At 35.8% G+C, this 22,614-nt stretch carries 18 protein-coding genes and 1 other RNA gene; 6 read left to right on the top strand and 13 right to left on the bottom strand.

What is annotated here, in order from left to right; all coding sequences use genetic code 11:
• The first annotated feature begins 11 nt into the window (after positions 1-11).
• The gene (gene cdaA / locus K8344_RS05135; RefSeq protein ID WP_237607333.1) at positions 12-785 is read left to right on the top strand and encodes a diadenylate cyclase CdaA; all 774 of its coding nucleotides are present in this window, start codon (positions 12-14) and stop codon (positions 783-785) included.
• Positions 786-806: 21 nt separating this feature from the next.
• Here cdaA and rnpB read toward each other — a convergent pair.
• Positions 807-1,155: RNase P RNA component class A (gene rnpB, locus K8344_RS05140), an RNA gene on the bottom strand.
• Positions 1,156-1,300: 145 nt separating this feature from the next.
• Here rnpB and K8344_RS05145 point away from each other — a divergent pair.
• The 5 genes from K8344_RS05145 (at position 1,301) to K8344_RS05165 (ending at position 7,053) form a co-directional block, all read left to right on the top strand.
• Positions 1,301-3,121, top strand: coding sequence for a DNA polymerase III subunit gamma/tau (locus tag K8344_RS05145; RefSeq protein WP_237607335.1), 1,821 nt, complete (start codon positions 1,301-1,303; stop codon positions 3,119-3,121).
• Between the two features lie 127 nt (positions 3,122-3,248).
• Positions 3,249-3,830 (top strand): MiaE family protein, encoded by a 582-nt coding sequence (locus K8344_RS05150; protein WP_237607337.1) that lies wholly within the window; start codon positions 3,249-3,251, stop codon positions 3,828-3,830.
• 21 nt (positions 3,831-3,851) lie between these two features.
• Positions 3,852-5,168 (top strand): chloride channel protein, encoded by a 1,317-nt coding sequence (locus tag K8344_RS05155; RefSeq protein WP_237607338.1) that lies wholly within the window; start codon positions 3,852-3,854, stop codon positions 5,166-5,168.
• Entirely contained in the window at positions 5,161-5,766 is a 606-nt protein-coding gene (locus K8344_RS05160) for a class I SAM-dependent methyltransferase (protein ID WP_237607340.1), read from the top strand. Before K8344_RS05155 ends, K8344_RS05160 begins: the two co-directional genes overlap by 8 nt.
• Positions 5,767-5,796: 30 nt before the next feature.
• A complete protein-coding gene (locus K8344_RS05165; protein ID WP_237607349.1) occupies positions 5,797-7,053 on the top strand; it encodes a T9SS type A sorting domain-containing protein in 1,257 nt (418 codons plus the stop codon).
• 49 nt (positions 7,054-7,102) lie between these two features.
• Here K8344_RS05165 and K8344_RS05170 read toward each other — a convergent pair whose 3' ends face one another.
• The 12 genes from K8344_RS05170 to K8344_RS05225 form a co-directional block, all read right to left on the bottom strand.
• The gene (locus K8344_RS05170) at positions 7,103-8,008 is read right to left on the bottom strand and encodes a Ppx/GppA phosphatase family protein (protein WP_237607358.1); all 906 of its coding nucleotides are present in this window, start codon (positions 8,006-8,008) and stop codon (positions 7,103-7,105) included.
• Position 8,009: 1 nt separating this feature from the next.
• Positions 8,010-10,106: a polyphosphate kinase 1 gene (ppk1, locus tag K8344_RS05175; protein WP_237607367.1), complete on the bottom strand. Its 2,097-nt coding sequence runs from the start codon at positions 10,104-10,106 to the stop codon at positions 8,010-8,012.
• Positions 10,106-10,591: a SixA phosphatase family protein gene (locus tag K8344_RS05180; protein WP_237607375.1), complete on the bottom strand. Its 486-nt coding sequence runs from the start codon at positions 10,589-10,591 to the stop codon at positions 10,106-10,108. The genes ppk1 and K8344_RS05180 overlap by 1 nt, the downstream gene beginning before the upstream one ends.
• A 71-nt stretch (positions 10,592-10,662) precedes the next feature.
• Positions 10,663-11,307 (bottom strand): pyridoxamine 5'-phosphate oxidase, encoded by a 645-nt coding sequence (gene pdxH / locus K8344_RS05185; RefSeq protein ID WP_237607383.1) that lies wholly within the window; start codon positions 11,305-11,307, stop codon positions 10,663-10,665.
• A 144-nt stretch (positions 11,308-11,451) separates the two neighbouring features.
• A complete protein-coding gene (locus K8344_RS05190) occupies positions 11,452-12,357 on the bottom strand; it encodes a ribonuclease Z (RefSeq protein WP_237607385.1) in 906 nt (301 codons plus the stop codon).
• A 67-nt stretch (positions 12,358-12,424) separates the two neighbouring features.
• Positions 12,425-12,760 carry a ribonuclease Z gene (locus K8344_RS05195; protein ID WP_237607387.1) on the bottom strand — a complete coding sequence of 112 codons (336 nt, stop codon included), beginning with the start codon at positions 12,758-12,760 and terminating at the stop codon, positions 12,425-12,427.
• Positions 12,750-13,685, bottom strand: coding sequence for an aspartate carbamoyltransferase catalytic subunit (locus K8344_RS05200; protein ID WP_237607397.1), 936 nt, complete (start codon positions 13,683-13,685; stop codon positions 12,750-12,752). Before K8344_RS05200 ends, K8344_RS05195 begins: the two co-directional genes overlap by 11 nt.
• A gap of 100 nt (positions 13,686-13,785) precedes the next feature.
• Positions 13,786-14,325, bottom strand: a complete 540-nt coding sequence (gene pyrR, locus K8344_RS05205; protein WP_237607406.1) for a bifunctional pyr operon transcriptional regulator/uracil phosphoribosyltransferase PyrR — start codon at positions 14,323-14,325, stop codon at positions 13,786-13,788.
• A gap of 177 nt (positions 14,326-14,502) precedes the next feature.
• Positions 14,503-16,959, bottom strand: a complete 2,457-nt coding sequence (locus K8344_RS05210; RefSeq protein WP_237607408.1) for a zinc-dependent metalloprotease — start codon at positions 16,957-16,959, stop codon at positions 14,503-14,505.
• A 148-nt stretch (positions 16,960-17,107) separates the two neighbouring features.
• A complete protein-coding gene (gene rpsA, locus K8344_RS05215; RefSeq protein ID WP_237607418.1) occupies positions 17,108-18,958 on the bottom strand; it encodes a 30S ribosomal protein S1 in 1,851 nt (616 codons plus the stop codon).
• Positions 18,959-19,363: 405 nt separating this feature from the next.
• Complete coding sequence (locus K8344_RS05220) at positions 19,364-22,039, bottom strand: DNA gyrase/topoisomerase IV subunit A (protein WP_237607419.1); 2,676 nt, start codon at positions 22,037-22,039, stop codon at positions 19,364-19,366.
• Positions 22,040-22,133: 94 nt separating this feature from the next.
• Positions 22,134-22,571 (bottom strand): hypothetical protein, encoded by a 438-nt coding sequence (locus K8344_RS05225; protein WP_237607429.1) that lies wholly within the window; start codon positions 22,569-22,571, stop codon positions 22,134-22,136.
• Positions 22,572-22,614 lie beyond the last annotated feature (43 nt).

Here is a 22,614-nt window from a genome sequence, read left to right on the forward strand (position 1 = left end):
AATACAGCCCTTTGGATTTTCTGGATATTCGAATTTTAGACATCGTAGATATAGTACTAGTTGCAGTGCTATTATACTATATCTATAACCTAGTAAAAGGTACTGTTGCCATCAATATCTTGGTGGGTATAATTATAATTTATACCATTTATGTTGTAACTCAACTTTTAGAAATGGAGTTACTCAGCCAAATATTAGGAGGATTCTTAGGTGTTGGGATGTTCGCCTTGGTAGTTGTTTTCCAACCTGAAATTAGGAAGTTTCTTTTAATGCTTGGCTCTACAAATTTTAAAGCCCGTCGGAAGTTCTTCCAACGTTTTAATTTTTCTTCTGCCGATTCTGGCCCCTTTATAGATATCGATGCTATTGTAAATGCTTGTAAAAAAATGGCAACCACCAATACGGGAGCTTTAATTGTAATACAGCGTAACAACAGTTTAGATTTTGTAAAAGACACAGGAGATAAAATGAATGTAGAGGTGAATCAACCCATTATAGAAAGCATCTTCTACAAGAACAGCCCTTTACACGATGGTGCCATGATAATAGAAGAGAATAGAATTACGGCAACCCGAATAATTTTACCTGTTTCCAACGATAGAAGTATTCCTCTACGATTTGGTTTGCGGCATCGTGCAGCGGTTGGCATTACCGAAAAAACGGATGCTGTTTGTTTGGTTGTTTCGGAGGAAAACGGAAAAATTTCTTATCTAAAAGACGGTGACTTCGTACTTTACGAAAACACCGATGAATTGAAAAAACTGTTGAAAAAAGATTTAAGCTAAAAACCTAAATCTAAGTATAAATAAAAAAGCAGGCCTATAAGCCGGGTTCTGTTACTACTTCAATTTCATCAAAATAGCACCTTATCATTTATCTAGACGTGTCGTTACCGAGACGCTCAATCTGTCTACCCTCCTGCATCGGGCGGGTACCCTTATCCGAAAACGGAACGCAAGTTTACGTGACATTTCACCGCATAGAGTTTACCTGGTTTCACTACAGCATTACCTGTACATACTTTCTGTTGCACTTGTCCTAAAATTCTTACCTACGCAAGAATAGTGACGGCTGTTAGCCGCTATGCTTCCCTGTGGTGTCCGGACTTTCCTCCCTCCCAATTAAAATCGGGACGACGATAAGGCGGCCTGCTGTGCAAAAGTACTCCAATGTTAATAAATATGAGAAAATACGAGCATCTATTTTTTTAAAACCCGATACACATCTTTATATTTGCTACCAAGTCATAATTTATAGTTCAGAAATGTAATACTGAATTTTAAAAACGACTATTTTAACTATGGAACACTTCATTGTATCAGCCCGAAAATACCGCCCTGCCACTTTTAAAGATGTAGTTGGGCAACAGGCCATTACCAATACTTTGGATAACGCCATAGAAAACAACCACCTAGCGCAAGCATTACTTTTTACGGGACCAAGAGGTGTTGGAAAAACTACTTGTGCTCGTATCCTTGCCAAGAAGATTAACCAAGACGGCACTGAAAAGGAAGATGAAGATTTCGCTTTCAATATTTTTGAATTGGATGCGGCATCAAATAACTCGGTTGATGATATTCGTAATCTTATAGACCAGGTTCGAATTCCACCTCAAGTTGGAAAATACAAGGTTTATATTATAGATGAGGTTCATATGCTGTCTTCAGCAGCATTCAACGCGTTCCTAAAAACCCTTGAAGAACCGCCAAAACACGCTATATTTATACTTGCTACTACCGAAAAACACAAGATAATTCCTACCATTCTCTCTCGTTGTCAGATTTTCGATTTCAGAAGAATTGGCGTTAACGATATTAAAGGTCACTTAGCCGATGTAGCCAAGGCAGAAGGAATAGACGCAGAAGATGATGCGCTTCACATTATTGCGCAAAAAGCAGATGGCGCATTACGTGACGCACTGTCAATTTTTGATAGGGTGGTGAGTTTTGCAGGAAAAAAATTAACGCGTGAAGCTGTTACCGAAAACTTAAATGTTCTTGATTATACGTGGTATTTTCAAATCACCGATTTGTTACTGCAAAACAATATACCGCAAGTTTTAGTTACTTATAACGATATTCTCGCAAAAGGATTTGACGGTCACCATTTTGTAATGGGGCTTGCATCTCACTTTAGAGACTTGATGGTTTGTAAAAACCAAGAAACAATACAACTCCTTGAAGTTGGAGAGCAAGTAAAGAAAATGTATCTAGAGCAGTCTATAAAAACAAGCGCTCAATTTTTAATGGATGCTATAGAAATCGCTAACACCTGCGATTTAAAGTATAAAAACAGCCAGAATCAGCGACTCCTTGTTGAACTCTGCCTAATGCAACTTGCTTCCTTGACTTTTCAGGGTGAAAAAAAAAACTCTAGTAACGGGCAACGCTTCGTAATAGCTCCCTCCTATTTTAAATCGGACGAATTTACTTCAAAGAGAATAACTTCTGCTGGAAGTATTACCCCTAAGCCATTTAAGAAAATTGATGCGGACAATACAAATCAGCAGGAAGTTGCACCTTCTCGAACTGAAGAAAACCAACCTAAAGTTCAAGAGCCTACTACAAACATTACTTCTGTAAAGGCTGAAACTTCAACTAAAAAAGAGGCTGCCACTATTCAAGAAGTAGCACAGCCCGATATAGCAACTAAACGAAATGCAAGAAAAGTTTCTGCATTATCGTTAAAAAGCATTCAGAAAAAACAAGAGTTAAAACAAGAATTAGAAGCTAATCAACCTAAAGAGGAAGATCTTCCGGTGAATAATTTTACCGAAGAAGAGATGCTTACGTATTGGGATAAATATACCAAAAAGGTGGAAAAAGACGGGAAATTTAACCTGCTTTCTCACTTAACAATGGGTACCCCAAGATTGGAGGGAGCGATAATTCATCTTGAATTTCCAAATCATACCATAAAAACTGAAGTTGAACGCGCCAAATACGATTTACTTGGGTATCTGCGTGAAAAACTTCAAAATTACGAGATTGATTTAGATATCACAGTAAACGAAACCACTGAAAAGCGTTATGTTTACTCAACGCGAGAGAAATTCGAGAAAATGAAGGAAATAAATCCTGCTTTAGAACGACTTAGACAGGAATTTGATTTAGATATATAACTAGAGTAAATTCGAACAACAATTTGGTAGCTATAAAGTACAATAGTGATAGATTTTAAATGACACCACTCTTTAAGCGTGGACAAATAAAATTTTAATACCGTAAAATTATAACGATTAAAAAAATATGTTAGGCTTAAAACTTCCCACAGACCCTCGTTGGGTAAATATTGTTGAAAAGAACATAGAAGATATTCTTTCAGATCACGCTTGGTGCGAACAAAAGGCGGCATCTACGGCTGTTTCTTTAATAGTGAGTTTCCCTGAATACACCGAACTTACACAAGAGATGATTGCTTTGGTAAAGGAAGAAATCAGCCATTTTAAAATGGTTCACGATAAAATTTTGGAAAGAGGTTGGGTATTAGGTCGCGATAGAAAAGATGACTATGTTGTTCAGATATTAAAGTTTTTTCCAAAAGGAGGGAGCCGCACCACACAACTTGTTCATAGGCTACTTTATGCTGCACTTATTGAAGCTAGAAGCTGCGAACGCTTTAGATTATTAAGTGAAGAACTTGAAGACAAAGAACTAGCCGAATTTTATAGAAAATTAATGGTTAGTGAAGCAAATCACTATACAATGTTCCTTGGTTTCGCACGTCAATACGGTAACAGAAAAGAGGTTGATCAAAAATGGAATGATCTTTTAAGCTATGAAGCTGAAGTAATGAAAAACTTGGGAAAGCATCAATCCATTCACGGATAAATAATTTAGCCCCCCTTCCAAATGAAAATTGAAAGAAGAAGGAAATTAATTAAATACAGCGATGTTTTAGACCAACCTATTCGATTTAATCCCTTTGTATTTAGCAGAATGTTTATTCTTTGGGCTTTGTTAGGGCTTATTGGAGGCGTTATTTCTGGAGTGTATTGGGTGGTTTTAATGTATCTAACCGATTTTTTAGCAGTATACCAAGGATGGTTAGTAATTCCTGTTATGGCTATTTGCGGGCTTCTTGCAGGGTTAATTATCTACTTTATTGGCGACCCTGGTGAAATGGAACTTATGGTTAATAACATTCGTTTTAAAAAAGGAAAGTTAGACCCTAAGAACAATCCTTCAATGATACTATCTTCTTTGTTGTGTGTAGCCTCAGGAGGTAGTTTAGGTCCAGAAGCACCATTAGTGCAAGTAACCGGCTCCACAGGATCCTGGATGGGAAAGATTTTTAGATTAAAAGGTGAAGAGCTGCGCTCTTTAAGCATTGCGGGAATGGCTTCTGGCTTTACCGCATTATTTGGCGCTCCGCTTGGCGGTAGTCTCTTTTCCTTAGAAATACTACACCACAAACACGCCGTAGAATATTACCAAGCAATTATACCTGCCCTTGTTGCCAGTGGTTTTAGTTATATCGTTTTTGCTATTATCGTTCAGTTAGGTTGGGGACCAATGTGGAACCTCCCTGCTTATGAAATGGAAACATTCTTCGATTTTGGCTGGGCTGTTCTTTTTGCAATTATGGCAACTGTAGTGGGCTGGTTGTTTATTTTTTGTACTAAGTTTTTTAAAACTCTTTTCAAAAAATTAAAAACGCCTATTTATGTTAAAACCTTAATCGGCGGTATTCTTTTAGGAGTAATTGCATATTATATTCCGCTCACTAGATATTTTAGTCATTTTGAAATTAATGAGTTACTTGAAGAAAATGGCACGTTACAATTTCTTGGAGCAGTTCTAATTTTTAAAATTATAGCTATCTCCATTACGGTAACTTCAGGTTGGCGTGGAGGTTTTATTATTCCGCTGTTTTTCTGTGGCACAGCCCTAGGATTGTTACTTCACAATATTTTCCCATCAATAAGTCTATCGTTAACCATTGTAAGTTGTATGGCAGCTATTAACGCTTGTGTAACACGCACCCCAATGAGTACAACTATTTTACTAGCCACCTTAACAGGATTCACATATTTTATTCCAATATTGTTTGCGAGTTTAACTGGTTATTTTCTAGCGCCTCGTATTCCTTTTATCGGAGCTCAAATGGAGGAAAACGAAAAAAGAGCAATTAAGACAAAAAAATATAACACTAAAAAAAATGAATAAAAAAAATCATTGGGAAACAGTTTACGAAACTAAAACCCCAGAGCAAGTAAGTTGGACACAAGAGGTTCCTAAAACCTCATTAGATTTTATTAAATCGGTTGATTTAAAGAAAACCGCAAAAATTATAGACGTTGGTGGCGGTGATAGCAACCTTGTAGATCACCTACTTAATGTTGGTTTTGAGAATATTACCGTTTTAGACATTTCAGAAAAAGCACTCAACAAAGCGAAAAAAAGACTTGGTGATAAGGCAGAGAAAGTAACTTGGATTGTAAATGATATAACAGAGTTTGAACCGGAAACTACGTATGACCTTTGGCACGACAGAGCAGCTTTTCACTTTTTAACCAATGCTGAACATATTGAAAAGTATAAACAAACAATTAAAAACTCGGTAAATGGCTATTTAATTATTGCAACTTTTTCAGAAAATGGACCTTTAAAATGTAGCGGACTTGAGATTACTCAATACAGTGAGGAGAAATTAAGTATGGAATTTGCTGAAAATTTTGAAAAAATTAGATGTTTAAACGAAGACCATAAAACTCCCTTCGACACATTTCAGAACTTTACATTTTGTAGTTTTAAAAAACGATAACCTAAGCCAATAGTCATTTATAGATACGAGATGAAAAAAGTCCTTCTATTTACAGCTTTTGTTTTTGCAACTATGGCCGTGAGTAGTCAGAGCACCAAGAAAGTACTATTTATTGGGAATAGCTACACAGCCGCTAATAATCTGCCGCTTATGGTAAGCGAAATGGCCAATAGCACTGGGGATATTCTAATTTACGACTCCTATACTCCAGGTGGATTTCGTTTTATGGATCACGCGACTAATAGTACCACTCTTTCCAAAATAAGCTCAGATAACTGGGATTACGTTACCCTTCAAGGACAAAGTCAAGAAACTTCTTTAAGTCAGTCGCAAATGGAAATTGAAGTTTTTCCTTATGTAGAAGCATTAAGCAATGCCATAAGAACAAACAACGAGTGTTCTCAGCCGCTGTTTTATATGACCTGGGGGCGTAAAGACGGAGATGCTCAAAATTGCGCTATAAGACCTTGGGTTTGTACTTATGAAGAGATGGACGACGTAATTAAGGCTACCTATTCATACTTAGCTGAAACCAACCAATCTGAGTTAGCTCCTGCAGGCGCTGTATGGCGATATATTAGAGAAAACCACCCCAATTTTCCACTGTACTCCAGTGATGGCTCACATCCGTCCTTAGCAGGCTCGTATGCTGTTGCGTGTGCTTTTTATGCGATGATTTATAAAAAAGACCCAACTTTTATTTCTTGGAATTCTAGTTTAGATGAAAACCAAGCGAATATCATTAAAGCGGCAGCTAAGACAATTGTTTATGATGAAATCGCTAATTGGGATTTTACAGAAAAGCCCGTAGCAGATTTTACGGAAGAAATAATCGGAAGTGAAGTATCATTTTCTAATACTAGCAGTAATTTCCATTCAATCTATTGGGATTTTGGCGATGGATACAATTCCACAGAAACTAATCCGGTTCACACATACAATGAAGGTGGAGTTTACAATATTTCACAAACCATTGCTTATTGTGGTAAATCGGCTACGAAAACAAAAACCATAGAGGTTCCATTATTAAACATCGATAAGTTTCAAAAGGAACAAATATCGATTTATCCGAATCCAGCCACCGATAAACTATTTGTAAACCTCGATAATAACTATCAGAACATCGAAGTTTCAATTTTTGATATTTATGGAAAAAAATTACTCAACTTAAAACTAGAGAATAAAAATAGTTTTAAGCTAAACCTTAGCAACTTAGATAGTTCTATTTACACCTTTACTTTAAGAACTGAAAACGCTAAATTTATTAGGAAAATAATAATAAAATAGCGTAACTATTGTTTCCACCGTAAAGGTTTCTTAACGAGATTTATATTGTTTATTTGTTTTCTGCAGCAATTTTTTCGTTGTAAAGACTTTTCACAATACCGTCACTAAGTCCAATTTTAGGTACATACATACTCTTAGCTTTACTCCATTTCATGGCAGATAAATAGATTTTTGTAGCAGGAATTACTACGTCTGCACGATCTGGGTTCATATCTAATTCTGTTATACGCTCCTCGTAGGTAAGTGATTTTAATGTTTTATAATATGAAGATAGGTAATTATAACTTAGTGGCTTTCCAAGTTTTTTGCCACTCTTTTTAAAGATAGTATTTATGTTTCCACCACTACCAATCATTAAAATCTTCTTATAATATTTGGTTTCACGTTTAATCCAAGCCTCCATTTGTTTCCAAACATCCTGAACTACCAGGTTTTTTAACAAACGAACTGTTCCAATTTTAAAACTTTGCGAAGTAACTGTTTTTCCATTGGCAAAAATAGTTAACTCTGTACTCCCTCCTCCAACATCTACGTAAAGGAAAACTTTATCGTCTTCAATTAGTGTTTTTAAATCGGTAGATGCGATAATTGCAGCCTCATCATTACCATCAATAATGTCGATTACAATTCCGCTCTTCTCTTTAATCGTTTCAACTATTGCTGGGCCGTTTGATGCTTCACGCATCGCTGAAGTAGCACAAGCTCTATAACGTTTTATTCCGTGCGTTTTCATCAACAAACTAAATGCCTTCATGGCATCTAGCATTCTTTCTGCCTTCTTATCAGAAATTTTTCCATTTACAAAAACTTCCGCACCTAAACGGATAGGAACGCGAACTAAAGATGTTTTTTTAAATATAGTATCTTTTCCTTGCTGCTCGATTACAGTAACTACCAGCAAACGTATAGCATTACTACCAATATCTACTGCTCCGTATTTTTCTATGTTTAACAAATTAATTTACTTCAAGTTTGTTTAAATAATAATTGTACATTTTGAACTGAGAACGAATTGGAGGATTGTCGTTTCTTCTATAAGCATTGTCATTTTTAACGCTAAACACTCTGGCTTTAACATTATCACTCCACCCAATTTCAAAATTTTCTAAAATTTCGTTTTTAATATCAGGGTCATATATCGGACAACTCACTTCTACCCTGTTATCTAAGTTTCTTCCCATTAAATCAGCAGAAGAAATATACACCTTAGTATCTCCGGCATTTTCAAAAATAAACAATCGCGGGTGTTCTAAATATTTACCAACAATACTTATTGCTTCAATATTTTCACTCATTCCTTTCACACCTGGAATTAAGCAGCAGATACCACGAACAATCATTTTAATTTTCACTCCTGCTCTACTCGCCTCGTAAAGCTTGTCTATCATGGCATAGTCTGACAAGCTGTTGAGCTTCAATTTAATTCCGCTAGGTAAGCCTGCTTTTTTGTTTTTAATTTCAGTGTCGATTAAATTATATAAAGCCTTTCGAGTGTAATGCGGCGACACGATAAGATGTCTATATTTTTTTACCTGATAATTGACTTCAAAAAAGTCGAAAACCTTATTTATCTCTTTGCATATCTTTTGATTTGCAGTAAACAAAGTATAATCGGTATAAAGTTTTGCGGTAGATTCATTGAAGTTTCCAGTGCTCAAGATACCATAACGAACTGTTTTGTTGTTTTCTAGTCTTTCAACCAAACAAGTTTTGCAATGCACCTTTAGACCTTTTACCCCAAAAATCAACTTTATGTCTTCACTTTGAAGTAATTCGGCATATTTAATATTTGCCTCTTCATCAAATCTCGCTTGCAGCTCAATTTGTACAGTTACGTCTTTCCCATTTTTCTTAGCATTTATAAGCGAACTAGCAATATGCGAAACTTCTGCTAAGCGGTAAATTGTGATTTTAATAGATTTCACTTTTGGATCCAACGCAGCTTCACGTAAAAACTTAATTACATACATAAATGTTTGATACGGTGCGTGAAGCAAATAATCTTTTTCTGCAATTTTATCGAACAAACTACCTTGTAAGCTCAGTCCTGGAATAGGAAGTGGTTCTGTTTTCTCGTATTGTAGATCAGGCCTGCCCAATCTAGGGAAATTCATATAGTCCCGTCTGTTGTGATAACGCCCTCCAGGAATAATACTGTCGGTTTTATCAATTCCCATCTTATCTAGTAGAAACTGTAAGGACTTTTTATCAATACTTTTATCGTACACAAAGCGAACTGGATCTCCAGCACTTCTATTTTTTACACTTTTTGAAATTTTTTCAATAAAACTGCGACTTAAATCGCTATCTATATCCAACTCAGCATCACGAGTAATTTTAATCATATGAGCCGAAATTGTCTCATATTTAAAAATATTGAATATGTTGTTTAAACAATGACGAATTAAATCGTCTAGAATAATAACATATTGATTATCACCTTCCTTTGGAAGCTCAACAAAACGATTAATTGTTCTCGGAATTTCAATTAAAGCATAGTTGTGTTTAGCCTCAAAAGTATCATCTTCCTTGCTCATCACCATTGTTACAGCTAAGTATGCAGCATCATCACGAAGATTGGGGAATTCATCAACTTCACCAATCATAATAGTCATCATTGCCGGGCTCACGTATCTCACAAAGTATTCTGATATAAACTTACTTTGCGAAGGTGATATTTCGGTCTCGTTAATAATAAATATATTCTCTTTTCTAAGTTTCGTTTGAATTTTACTGAGAATCTCGAGACTTTGAGCCTGCTGATCGATTACCGTTTGAGTAATTACCTCCAAAAGCTCCTTGGCTGAATACCCTCCAAGAAAGCTCTTCCCTGTCTTACCAGCTTCTACAATACGTTTTATAGTTGCATACCGAACTTTAAAGAACTCATCTAAATTATTTGAAAATATACCTAAAAACCGAAGTCTTTCAATTAATGGTAACTTTTCATCATTTGCCTCTTGCAACACACGAGCGTTAAACTGAAGCCAGCTTAACTCCCTATTGTAATATCGATTACGATTATTTTTATTAGTATCTGTTTTTCCTGTCATTACTTAAGATCTCGTGGAAATATCGTTTTAATTGTTTTACCCCTGGCAATGTCTCTCCATTTTTCTTCATCAAACTGCAACATTACAAAACCACAAGTTGGAACATTTTCTATAAATTTATCACCTAACATATTTACTATAGATGTTAAGGCGTGATTATGCCCCACTAACATCATTGTGTCTAAATTATCATCAAACGACTTAATAATTCGCATTACACTCTGTCCGCTAAAATCGTAAAGACTATGATTGGTCTCAAAATTTGCATCATCAATATTGAAAGCGTTTTTAAAAAATTGAGCCGTTGAGAGCGTACGAGTAGCATCACTGCTAACAATTTTTTGAGGTGGCTTGACTTCTTTGGCAACTTTTTCTGAAACTAATATTCCATCGCGTTTACCACGCCCTTTTAAAGGACGCTTATGGTCATGTACATCGTGTTTCCAAGATGATTTTGCGTGTCTTACTATGTAAAGTGTTTTCATTGTGTTTTATTAATTCCAAATTTAGATGGCAATCAGAATATCACTGCGCCACCTTAATCCAATTCCCTCATTTATGGAGCTAACCTCTCAATCACCCAATCGTTACCCTCTAACCTATATCGAATTCTGTCGTGCAGCCTATTTGGTCTACCTTGCCAGAATTCTATAGAGATTGGCTTTACTAATATTCCTCCCCAATCATCTGGCTTTGGAACTTCTTCCTTTTGGTATTTCTCTTCGAGTTCTGCCAAATTCTTCTCTAGAAATTCTCGGGATTCTACTACTTCACTTTGATGTGAAACAAGTGCTCCTAGCTGACTTCCCTTTGGTCTAGAATGAAAATAATTTGTTGAATCTGCTTTTGAAGTTTTCTCAGCAGTACCTTTAATTATAATTTGACGTTCCATGTTTGGCCAAAAGAAAGACAAAGACACCTTGTTGTTATTTGCAATAGCCTTACCTTTTTCACTTTCGTAATTAGTGTAAAAATAAAAGCCGTATTCGTCGTATTTCTTTAGTAAAACTACTCTACCTTTTGGGAAACCATCGGTCCCAATAGTATTTACCGTCATTGCATTAACTTCATCTACACTACCACTGTCCTGCACCTCATAAAACCATTTACGGAATTGTTGCATCGGGTTTTCAGCTACCGAATTTCTGGATAGCTCTCCTTTTTCATAAGATTTTCGGTAGTCGTGAAGCTTTTCGGCCATTTCTCAAGTTTTAACGCAAGTTAAGAGTTTTAAATATTCTTTGAAATAGCAGATTATTAAATATGTATTAAATATTTTCCTTTAGATAAGATTCAATGATGAATTTAAACGAAATGATAAAGCCGAACTAGTATGAAAAGTAAATTAAAACTGAAAGGATTTTCCGTCCTCAGCTAATTCTACATTATCAAATATTTCTAGGGCCTCCTTGCGGAAAAGTTCAAGTTTTCCGTAGCGGCCAGAATAATGACCGAGAATTAATGTTCCAACTTCTCCTTTGCGCGCAATTACAGCAGCCTCCTTAGCGGTGCTGTGTTTGGTTTTTTCAGCCAGATGATAGTGTTCGTCCAGAAAGGTTGATTCGTGATATAGAACAGTTGCTCCTTCAATTTGAGGAACCATCTCTGGATTATATTCGGTATCACTACAAAAGGCATACGATTTTGGTGCCGGTGGATCGAAGGTAATGTCTTTGTTCGAAATCAACTTACCATCTTTATTCTTCACGTCAAAACCTTGTTTTATTTTGTTGTAATAACTTAAATCGATATTCAGGTTTCGAGCGGCATTCACATCTAACTTTCGGTCTTCAAGTTTTTCTTTAAAAAGGAATCCATTTGTATATACTCTATGTTTTAAAGGAATTGTTTCCACCGTCACCTTATCATCTTCATAAATTACTTGAGGCGTATTCTCTTCTAGTTCGTGAAAATACAAAGGGTAATTTGTATAGGCTTTCCCCAACTTAAGAAGCAATAATATAGCCTGTTTTATGCCTTTGGGGCCGTAGATATGCAATTCCGCTTCTCTTCCTAATAATAAAAACGTTGAAATTAAACCTGGTAAGCCAAAGAAGTGATCGCCGTGTAGATGTGAAATAAATATGTGACGAATACGCGAAAAATTAACCCTATATTTTCTTAATTGCATCTGGGTTCCCTCCCCACAGTCAATTAAAAACAAATGCCCCTTAATCTCCAAAATCTGCGCTGTTGGGTGCGTAGAAGCAGTTGGAGTTGCTGAATGGCATCCTAGGATAGTTAATTTCAAAATCTAATTTTTAAAAAATTATTGATTCTCGTATCAGAAGCTTTACGAGTATACTGCTCTGTTTAGACTAAAAACCGAGATCGCGCTCAATTTCTTCCATTTCAACAATATCTTCAGCTTCCTGAAGTGTTGGCACAACAACTAATTCGTAAGGGACTTCATCTATATCAATGGCAGCGTTTACAATAACAAAGGAATAGTTTGTTTTGCGATGAAGGTTCGACGTTTTTAAGAATTGTAATAATTCTGGCAAGGATAAAGAGTTATACTTCAATAAGTTCAAAACCACATTCTGACCCTGATACTTTGCAGGAACTTGACTCTCAATAAATGAGGCAAAATCTATTATATCATCCTTTTCATCTTCAAGGACAACAAAATTTGAATGATTCTCAATCTTCATTATGTTTAATTTTTGAGGCTAATAAATAAATTACTGCCATACGGATGGCTACTCCATTTTCTACTTGACCTAATATAATAGATTGTTTGCTATCTGCAACATCACTTGTGATTTCCACACCGCGATTAATTGGCCCTGGGTGCATTACTACAATTTCCTTATTTAAAGAATCAAGCATCGCTTTATTAAGTCCGAATTGTTGTGAATATTCTCGAGTTGTTGGGAAATAACTAATATCCATACGCTCGTTTTGAACGCGAAGCATATTTGCTACATCGCACCACTCCAACGCTTTACGTAAATTAGTTTCCACCCCTACATTTAATTTTTCTATATATTTAGGAATAAGTGTTTTAGGGCCACACACCTTAACCTTTGCTCCAAGCTTTTGAAGTGTAAAAATATTCGACAATGCAACTCTAGAGTGAAGAATATCACCAACAATAACCACATTTTTTCCTGCAACATCACCTAACTTTTCACGAATAGAATAGCTATCTAATAAGGCTTGGGTAGGATGTTCATGCGCTCCATCTCCTGCATTAATAATACTAGCATTGACGTGTTTCGATAAGAAAATTCCTGCTCCTGGATTTGGATGACGCATTACCACCATATCAACTTTCATAGAAAGAATATTGTTTACAGTATCGATAAGCGTTTCTCCTTTGGCAACAGAAGAGCTCGAAGATGCAAAATTTATAACATCTGCAGAAAGCCGTTTTTCAGCAAGCTCAAACGAAAGTTTCGTTCGCGTACTATTTTCGAAAAAGAGATTGGCAATGGTAATATCTCGAAGCGATGGCACTTTTTTAATAGGTCGGTTAATAACCTCTTTAAAATGATCGGCCGTCTCGAAGATGAGTTGAATATCAGCTTCGGTTATGTATTTTATTCCCAGTAAGTGATTTACACTTAGTTCCATTGTTTGGTTTTCGGTTATCTGTTATCAATTATCTATTGACAGTTGTCTTTTCTACACTAGTCACGTTCAACTCCCTACTCGCTTCCCCCTACTCTCTCTCTTAACTCTTAACTAGATATACAGCATCTTCGCCTTCATTTTCTTTCCAGCACACTTTTACTTTTTCTCCATTAATCGCATCTACTTGTCTTCCCCTATAATCGGGTTGAATTGGTAAATGGCGGCTAAAACGGCGATCTATTAGTGTTAGTAATTCTATTTCTAATGGCCTTCCAAAAGATTGCACTGCAGTTAATGCAGAACGAATACTTCTTCCAGTAAAAAGCACATCGTCTATAAATACAACGTTTTTATCTTCAACTATAAAATTAATTTTGGTTTTATTCGCTTCTAACGGTTTACCACTTCTTCGGAAATCATCTCTAAAGAAGGTGATGTCTAGATAACCAAGTTGAATATTTTTTATTTTGTATTCAGTTTCCAACAAGGTTTTAAGTCTTTCAGCTAAAAAAATTCCTCGTGGCTGTATTCCGATAAGTACTGTTTTGGAAAAATCGTCGTGCTTTTCAATCAATTGGCAAGCCAAACGGTTAAGCGCAATATTAATCTCGGTTGCGTTTAGTAACACTTTTTGGCTCATAGGAAAGTCTGAATTAGATTCAGCAAACAAAAATACAGAATTATTTATTTAAAACTAAAGAATTTATTTTCGTTTAAAACCAATAAATCGTAAACTTTTGAAACTATTCAATTTACTGCATAAAAAAACCTGTCTTATATAAGACAGGCTATTTTGTTTTAATAAGAAAACTCAAAATTATTTAGCGTATGGATTCAAGATAACATCAATCCTTTCACGAAGATCTAACAAATGAATCTTACTCATTCTATCTGTAGTTCTACCTAAAGCTCTTCTAATATCATTATCTAAAGCTATAAGCTCTGCTCTTGCTACCGAACGAATGTCACTTAAGTTAACATCAACTTTTGTTCTATTTCTACCTTTTTGCTCATTCGACATTAAATACGAAAGTCTATTGATGTAAACTCGCTGGAGATTTCTTCTGTAGGTATCTATAGGCGCAGCAGTTTTAAGCTCTTCGAAAATTCCTTTCCGCAAGTCTTCCATCATCTCTAATAATGAATAACTGTTTTTTCCATTAATAGATTCGTTTTCAATAATTCGAGCCAATCTTCCAAAGTCAAGAATATCATTTAGCGTTCTTTCTTGCATCTTTCTAATATTCTCAATACTTCCATCGAATTGGATTTTATTGAAGATATCCTCATCCAACAACCATTCTGGAGTTGCAAATAGTTGTTCTTGTAAAAATGCCAAACTTTCTTCTTGTTTATCTTTTGCAACGTGCGTATAAACTGCACCCTCCTGATCGTAGGTTTTATAGTATTCGTAAACACCACCAATATTTGCTGTTACGTGCCCCATATACCTATTAAATTGAGCAACTACTTGATTGTACATTTCTGAAAGATCATCGTAGTTTTTACCATCTTCTCTGGTGTATTCAATAAGTTTTGGCACGAGTAATTTCAGGTTTGAAATACCGTACATACTCGCTTTTACAGCATCGTCACCCAAATCTTCAGTTTGACTACTAGGATCTATCACACCTCCCGACTGTTGTTTTCCAAATCGATACATAGGGTCAGCAGCGTGTTCTAAAATCCAAGAATCGAGAGTTTCTTTTTCCTCTTCAGCAGTTAGGTGTGGCAATGGTCTATATCCCCAATTTATTGCATACTTATCATAAACACCAATATTTGGCATTAGTGCTACATCTCCATCCCCTGGCTGAGCAATATAATTGAAACGCGCATAATCCATAATTGAAGGAGCTGTTCCGTACTTTTTAGTAAAATCTATTGAACGTAGAGAATCTACAGGGTAAGCAACACTACTCCCCATATTATGTGGCAATCCTAAGGTATGACCAACTTCGTGAGAAGAAACAAAACGGATAAGTCTACCCATAATTTCATCTTTAAAAGCTACACCTCTGGCGTCTGGATTAATTGCAGCAGTTTGCACAAAAAACCAGTTTCTCAATAATGTCATAACGTTGTGATACCAATTAATATCACTTTCCAATATTTCACCACTACGCGGATCACTTACGTGAGGCCCGTTTGCGTTTGGTATAGGAGACGCCAAGTAGCGCACCACCGAATAACGCACATCTTCTGGAGACCATTCTGGATCTTCCTCAACTGTTGGCGGATCTTTTGCTATTATAGCATCTTTAAAGCCTGCAGCTTCAAAAGCCACTTGCCAATCTTCAATTCCTTGTTTGATATATTTTCTCCATTTTACTGGAGTAGCTCTGTCGATATAATAAACAATTTGTTTTTTAGGAACTACTAGTTCTCCTCTTTCAAATGCTGCTCTATCTTCATCTCTTACTTCTAAACGCCATCTGTCAAGATATTTAACGGTTTTACTTTCATGGTTTTCCAATCCATAATCAGTTTGTCCACGAGCAAACCATCCAACGCGTTCATCAAAATAACGACGTTTCATTGGCTCTTTAGGCAGTAGCACCATACTGTTATTCATTTCAACAGAAATTGAACCTACAGCTGAATTGCTAGGCGGCTCTTTTGCCGCGTATGTTTTTACGTGACGAGACTCTATGTTTAATGGATAAGATTTAATAGTTTCGATATACGAACGCTCCTTATCCATAGTGGTAATTTTATACCTATCGCGATAATGCTTTGGCATCCCTAGCGGTCTAACGTCACTTTCAAAAAGCTTATTCACCTGAACTACAGTAGATGTACTGTCTTTACCTAAAGCCTTTACGTCGAATGTAAAAAGAACAGGTTCAAAGTTTGAGTTTACAACAGCCTCATATATAGGAAGTGAATCGGCCGCAAATATTTGATGCGAAACAACGCGTAACAACACCTTGTTTGGTTTCTTTTCCCATCGAAGGACTTGGGTATTTGTTTTTCCTCCACCAAAACCAATATTAGTCGCGGTTTTAGCGATTCGGGTAACCATTAACAATTCTCTTCCAAAAAGAGAATCGGGAATTTCATAAAAAAAATCTTCTTTTACAGTATGCACTTTAAACAAACCATCGTCCGTTTTTGCATCTTTCGTTATAACCTTGTCATAAGGCTTGATTGAAGATTTGTCTTTTTCTGTTTTTGCATCGGCGCTATCTGCTTTTCCGTTTATGGCTTTTTTAGGAGCAGCACACGAAAGGATAAACAGTAACAAAAGTGGGGTAAGGGCTCTTATTTTCATATTAAAATTTAAAAAATTTGAAAATAGTCAATTTTAATATATTGGGAAATCTTTTCAGTAACAAAAGCATTAAAAGTGATAGAAACAGGCTATAACAAAAAAAGCCTTCTGTTTCCAGAAGGCTTTTTATTAGCTATAAATGCAACGATTATTTTTTACCGTCCATTTTATCTTTAAGGGCTTGAAGTGCAGAGTTTGCATCACCTAAAGTTGGTTTTGCTTCTGCTTCAGCTGCTTCTTGTTTTTTCACAGCGTCTTTTACAATCTTAGCCTCTTCTTCTTTATGAATACTCATATGTGAAGCAACCACTTTCTTAAATTCTTTGTTGAACTCAATAATTTGGAATTCAGCCTCATCACCTTTTTTCAACATTGTACCATCTTCTTTTTCAAGGTGACGGTTTGGAATGAAAGCAGTAATATCGTCATTGAAGTTGATTGTAGCTCCTTTATCTACCATTTCGTCAATAGTAGCAGTGTGCTTAGTACCAACTGCAAATTCAGCTTCATACTTATCCCAAGGGTTTTCTTCAGTTTGTTTGTGACCTAAACTTAGTTTACGTCCTTCAACATCTAACTCAAGAACAACAACATCTAGCTCATCACCAATGTTAGTGAATTCGCTTGGGTGCTTAATTTTCTTAGTCCAAGAAAGGTCGCTAATGTAGATAAGACCATCGATACCTTCTTCTAACTCAACGAATACACCGAAGTTAGTGAAGTTACGAACAATACCTTTATGGCGTGAACCTACAGGGTATTTAGTAGTAATATCAGTCCATGGATCTGGAGTCATTTGCTTAATACCAAGGCTCATTTTGCGCTCTTCTTTGTCCATTGTAAGAACAACAGCTTCAACCTCATCACCAACATTTACGAAATCTTGTGCGCTACGTAAGTGAGTAGACCAAGACATTTCGCTAACGTGGATAAGACCTTCAACACCTTCAGCTACTTCAACAAAAGCACCGTAATCTGCAATAACAACTACTTTACCTTTTACTTTATCTCCAACTTTTAACTCATCACCAAGAGCTTCCCATGGGTGAGGGTTAAGTTGCTTAAGACCTAATTGGATACGTGTTTTATCTTCATCGAAATCAAGAATTACAACGTTCAATTTTTGATCAAGTTCAACGATCTCATTTGGATGGTTGATACGAGACCAAGAAAGGTCTGTAATATGTACAAGTCCATCAACACCTCCAAGGTCAACAAATACTCCGTATGAAGTGATGTTTTTAACAACACCTTCAAGTACTTGTCCTTTTTCAAGCTGCCCGATGATTTCTTTTTTCTGCTCTTCAATATCTGCTTCGATAAGCGCTTTGTGAGAAACAACAACGTTTTTGAATTCGTGGTTAATTTTAACAACTTTGAATTCCATTGTTTTACCAACGTAAACATCGTAATCACGGATAGGCTTAACATCAATTTGAGAACCTGGTAAGAAAGCTTCGATACCGAAAACATCTACGATCATACCACCTTTTGTGCGGCATTTTACGTATCCATTTACGATTGTACCCTCGTCGTGAGCTGCATTTACGCGATCCCACGCCTTGATAGTTCTTGCTTTACGGTGGCTAAGGATAAGCTGACCTGTACTGTCCTCACGAACATCGATCAATACTTCTACTTTATCACCAACTTTTAAATCTGGATTGTAACGGAATTCGTTTAATGAAACAACACCTTCACTTTTTGCGTTGATATCGATAATTGCATCACGGTCTGTAATGTAAACTACCTTACCTTCAACAACTTCATCATCAAGTGTGTCAACAAAATTTTCAGCTACTAATTTCTCGAATTCTTCTAGTTTACCATCGTCAATAGGATCAATTCCTTCTTCGTAGTTGTGCCAGTTAAATTCTTCTAGGAATTTTTCAGGGTTACTCTCTTTTAAAGAAACTTCCCTTTGAGGCTTTGTAGATGCCTCGTTTTGTTTTGCAGTATCTTCTACTTGCACTTCTTCTTTGTTTGCTTTATCAGCCATTTGTTTGTAAAATTGATTTCTAAACTTCTAAAATTAGAATGTTTTAAAAACCAACGTTTTGTATTCTGCGCTGTTACAAGATTCTAATGCGACTATCCCACAGAAGGGTTCTTTTTGTTTTGTTTCAATTCCTCTTTATCTTGACTCGTCGCTAAGAGGGGTGCAAAAATAATGTTTTTCTTTTGAAAATCAAAAGGTTTAGTTACAGAAAGTTAGAATTTTAGACTTTTATTTAAAAGAATCAAATTCAACACCATATAAGAATGCTTAGTTAAAGCGTGAAAGACAAGAGGACAGATACATAACTTAAACAATCTAATTTTCACAATATCCTATAATATAGTGAATAGAAGAATTAAAGAAACTCCAATCAAGCCTCCACACATCTAGAAAATGTTTCTAGAACTAAAACAGCAAGCCTTGTCCGCCTTCGTCAGTTCTTAAATTCTCGTCGTCTGAAGCTGCCTTAGATTTTGTACCGCCACTATCTGAAGTCATTTTTTCTTCATCAACAACATCCATTTCCTTAGCATCTACAGGTTTTGGTGGATCGTATGGCAAAGGCTCCAAAGTATTAATTTCTAAAACCTTCTCTTTTGTTAACTGATTCCCCATTGCAGTTATTCCTTTAACGGCAATAAATTCTTCTAAATTAACCTCAAGATTTTCATCTCGCTCCTGTCCTCTTTTCTTTACAAAAACCACTTCAGCCATAGGACGGTAATCGGTAAAAATTTTCTCTAAATAAGAATCGGGATGATCTGTAATAATGGTTTCCTCTTTATCCGGGTTGTCAATTAGGAATCGTTTTACGTAGAATAATTCTTTTTCACCTTCCCAATATATAGCGCTTAACGGTTTTTTAGGATCCCACTTTTCTAGCACAATCATATCGCTATCAAAACGCAATGTTAAGTCCGGAACAACAGTCTTAACAACACCTTTTTGATTCACAATTAGCAATCGGTCTTCTTTTCTAAATTCACCTAAAAGTTCTCCACGCTCATCGACATTTAATCGCTGTACAGAATCGTCAAACCAAATTTTTCTCGGTTTTAAGGTAGAAAGCCCTTTCTCTTTCAGCTCAATTTTTTTAATTGAATATTTGGAAACAATATTTCCTTTAGAATTTCTTCCTTTTACCAATTGATCGGCAAAATCAAAGTCGAATTTTAATTTCTTTATACTACCTGTCTGACGTAAATAGATTGTCACCAATTCGGCTTCACCGTTTGGGTTTGCGGTAAAATACAACACCTTAGAACCTTTCGCTCCATTGGTCATATCATATTCTTTGTCGCGGGTAATTGACGTAACAGCAAAACGCTTAACATAACTCGAGCCACGAGCTCCGTCGCGGTAAATCATATTGTATATGGTGCGTTTATCTTTCTTTTTAAATACAGCAACGTGAATAATATTTTTACCAACAAAGGTCTTGGAATCGACTTTTGTAACCATCATTGTACCATCTTCGGTAAATACAATAATATCGTCTATATCACTACAATCGGTTACGTATTCATCGCGTTTTAAACTTGTACCCACAAAACCTTCCTTGCGATTTACATATAACTTGGTGTTGCGAATTACAACCTTAGTCGCTTCAATATCTTCAAAAGTTCTTATCTCTGTTTTACGCTCTTTACCCTCTCCATAATCCTTTTTCAATCGCTTAAAGTAATCGATTGCATATTCTATTAGGTTGTCTAGGTGATGTTTTATTTGAGCAATACTAGCTTCAAGCGCATCAATTTTTTGCTGTGCCTTATCGATGTCGAATTTAGAAATTCTTTTAATTCGAATTTCTGTTAATCGAACAATATCTTCTTCGGTAACAGCGCGTTTTAAGTGTTTTATATGAGGTTGTAATCCTTTGTCTATCGCTTTGATAACCCCTTCCCATGTTTCTTCCTCTTCAATATCACGGTAAATTCTATTTTCAATAAAAATACGCTCTAATGAAGCAAAATGCCATTGTTCTTCTAATTCAGATAACTGAATTTCCAACTCACTTTTTAGCAACTCAACCGTGCGGTCGGTACTTAAACGAAGCATTTCAGAAACTCCAACAAAAAGAGGTTTGTTGTCTTCAATTACACATCCTAAAGGCGAAATTGAAGTTTCACAGGCTGTAAACGCGTATAGCGCGTCTATAGTTTTATCTGGTGAAATCCCACTAGGTAAGTGGATTTGAATTTCAACTGCAGCAGCCGTATTATCCTCTATCTTTTTAATTTTAATTTTTCCTTTTTCATTCGCCTTTAAGATAGAGTCAATTAGCGATGATGTATTTGTTCCGTAAGGAATTTCGGTAATTATTAATGTGTTTTTATCAAGTTGGTTTATACGGGCACGACTTCTAATTTTCCCTCCGCGTAAACCATCGTTATAATTGGCTACATCCATTATTCCCCCTGTAGGGAAATCTGGATATATTTGAAACTTCTTCCCTTGTAAATGCTTTATAGAAGCATCGATTAATTCAAGGAAGTTATGTGGAAGTATTTTTGTTGAAAGACCAACTGCAATTCCTTCTCCTCCTTGATTTAGAAGTAGCGGAAACTTTACAGGTAGATTGATTGGCTCTTTTCTACGCCCATCGTAAGAAGCTTGCCACTTTGTAATTTTTGGGTTGTAAATAACATCTAAAGCAAACTTTGAGAGTCTAGCTTCAATATAACGAGAAGCAGCAGCACTATCGCCCGTTAGGATGTTACCCCAGTTTCCTTGAGTGTCTATTAGCAGGTCTTTTTGACCAATTTGCACCATGGCATCTGCAATACTCGCGTCCCCGTGTGGGTGGTACTGCATAGTATGCCCAACAATATTTGCCACCTTATTGTAACGCCCGTCATCCAAATCTTTCATAGATTGCATAATACGGCGTTGTACAGGCTTAAATCCATCTTCAATTGCAGGTACGGCACGTTCTAGGATTACGTAACTAGCGTAGTCTAAAAACCAATCGCGATACATTCCAGTTACTTTTTTTATAGTATCTCCGGAAGTATCGTCGTTTACGCCTAAATAATCTGGACCTGTAATTTCTTCTTCGTTATTGTCGAGTTCGTCACTCATTGCTATTTGCTGTATTCTTTATTTTTACTTTTTATTCCCTGCGCCCTCTGCGGTAAATATTTCACACCGCAAAGGCGCAAAGTACGCAGAGGTTTTATTTTCGAATTATATATGAATATGAATCATTATCGAACACCATTTCTTCACCATTTACATAAAAACCTTCAATAACTAAATAATCAAAACATTCTCCTCTTTCTAATCTGTATTTTATGTTTAAAATATCGGTTTCTAATCCATTCAATTTTAACTCATAATTCTTTTCAGACTCCATATCTGTATATAAAAGTCTTATATATGTAATATTATTATTTTCTTCAAATGATAAAAAAACTGTTTGAGAACCTCTAGTTAGAGTTATCTCGGAAGGTTTATAAATATTATTTTCACCAATCAATGAATTTCCTAAACTATCTAAAATGCTAATATTTATTACAGGTTCGATTATATCAATTACAGAACAATCACCTTCTTTCTTAGTACAAGAGGATAGAATTATTAAACTAAAAATTAATAATATTGTATTTTTCATAATTCTCTTTTTATAGTGAACCCGATAAATCGCTATTCTACCG

This window comes from Aequorivita xiaoshiensis, assembly GCF_022008395.1.
GTDB classification, from domain to species: Bacteria; Bacteroidota; Bacteroidia; order Flavobacteriales; family Flavobacteriaceae; genus Aequorivita; species Aequorivita xiaoshiensis.

What these genes read in the sequence shown, in the direction of transcription:
- rpsA (WP_237607418.1), bottom strand. Translation starts at nt 18,958, where the DNA reads ATGGCTGATAAAGCAAACAAAGAAGAAGTGCAAGTAGAAGATACTGCA.
- K8344_RS05180 (WP_237607375.1), bottom strand. Translation starts at nt 10,591, where the DNA reads ATGAAAACACTTTACATAGTAAGACACGCAAAATCATCTTGGAAACAC.
- K8344_RS05200 (WP_237607397.1), bottom strand. Translation starts at nt 13,685, where the DNA reads ATGGAACTAAGTGTAAATCACTTACTGGGAATAAAATACATAACCGAA.
- K8344_RS05225 (WP_237607429.1), bottom strand. Translation starts at nt 22,571, where the DNA reads ATGAAAAATACAATATTATTAATTTTTAGTTTAATAATTCTATCCTCT.
- K8344_RS05155 (WP_237607338.1), top strand. Translation starts at nt 3,852, where the DNA reads ATGAAAATTGAAAGAAGAAGGAAATTAATTAAATACAGCGATGTTTTA.
- K8344_RS05145 (WP_237607335.1), top strand. Translation starts at nt 1,301, where the DNA reads ATGGAACACTTCATTGTATCAGCCCGAAAATACCGCCCTGCCACTTTT.
- pdxH (WP_237607383.1), bottom strand. Translation starts at nt 11,307, where the DNA reads ATGGCCGAAAAGCTTCACGACTACCGAAAATCTTATGAAAAAGGAGAG.
- K8344_RS05150 (WP_237607337.1), top strand. Translation starts at nt 3,249, where the DNA reads ATGTTAGGCTTAAAACTTCCCACAGACCCTCGTTGGGTAAATATTGTT.
- K8344_RS05165 (WP_237607349.1), top strand. Translation starts at nt 5,797, where the DNA reads ATGAAAAAAGTCCTTCTATTTACAGCTTTTGTTTTTGCAACTATGGCC.
- pyrR (WP_237607406.1), bottom strand. Translation starts at nt 14,325, where the DNA reads ATGAGCCAAAAAGTGTTACTAAACGCAACCGAGATTAATATTGCGCTT.
- K8344_RS05195 (WP_237607387.1), bottom strand. Translation starts at nt 12,760, where the DNA reads ATGAAGATTGAGAATCATTCAAATTTTGTTGTCCTTGAAGATGAAAAG.
- K8344_RS05210 (WP_237607408.1), bottom strand. Translation starts at nt 16,959, where the DNA reads ATGAAAATAAGAGCCCTTACCCCACTTTTGTTACTGTTTATCCTTTCG.
- K8344_RS05220 (WP_237607419.1), bottom strand. Translation starts at nt 22,039, where the DNA reads ATGAGTGACGAACTCGACAATAACGAAGAAGAAATTACAGGTCCAGAT.
- K8344_RS05160 (WP_237607340.1), top strand. Translation starts at nt 5,161, where the DNA reads ATGAATAAAAAAAATCATTGGGAAACAGTTTACGAAACTAAAACCCCA.
- ppk1 (WP_237607367.1), bottom strand. Translation starts at nt 10,106, where the DNA reads ATGACAGGAAAAACAGATACTAATAAAAATAATCGTAATCGATATTAC.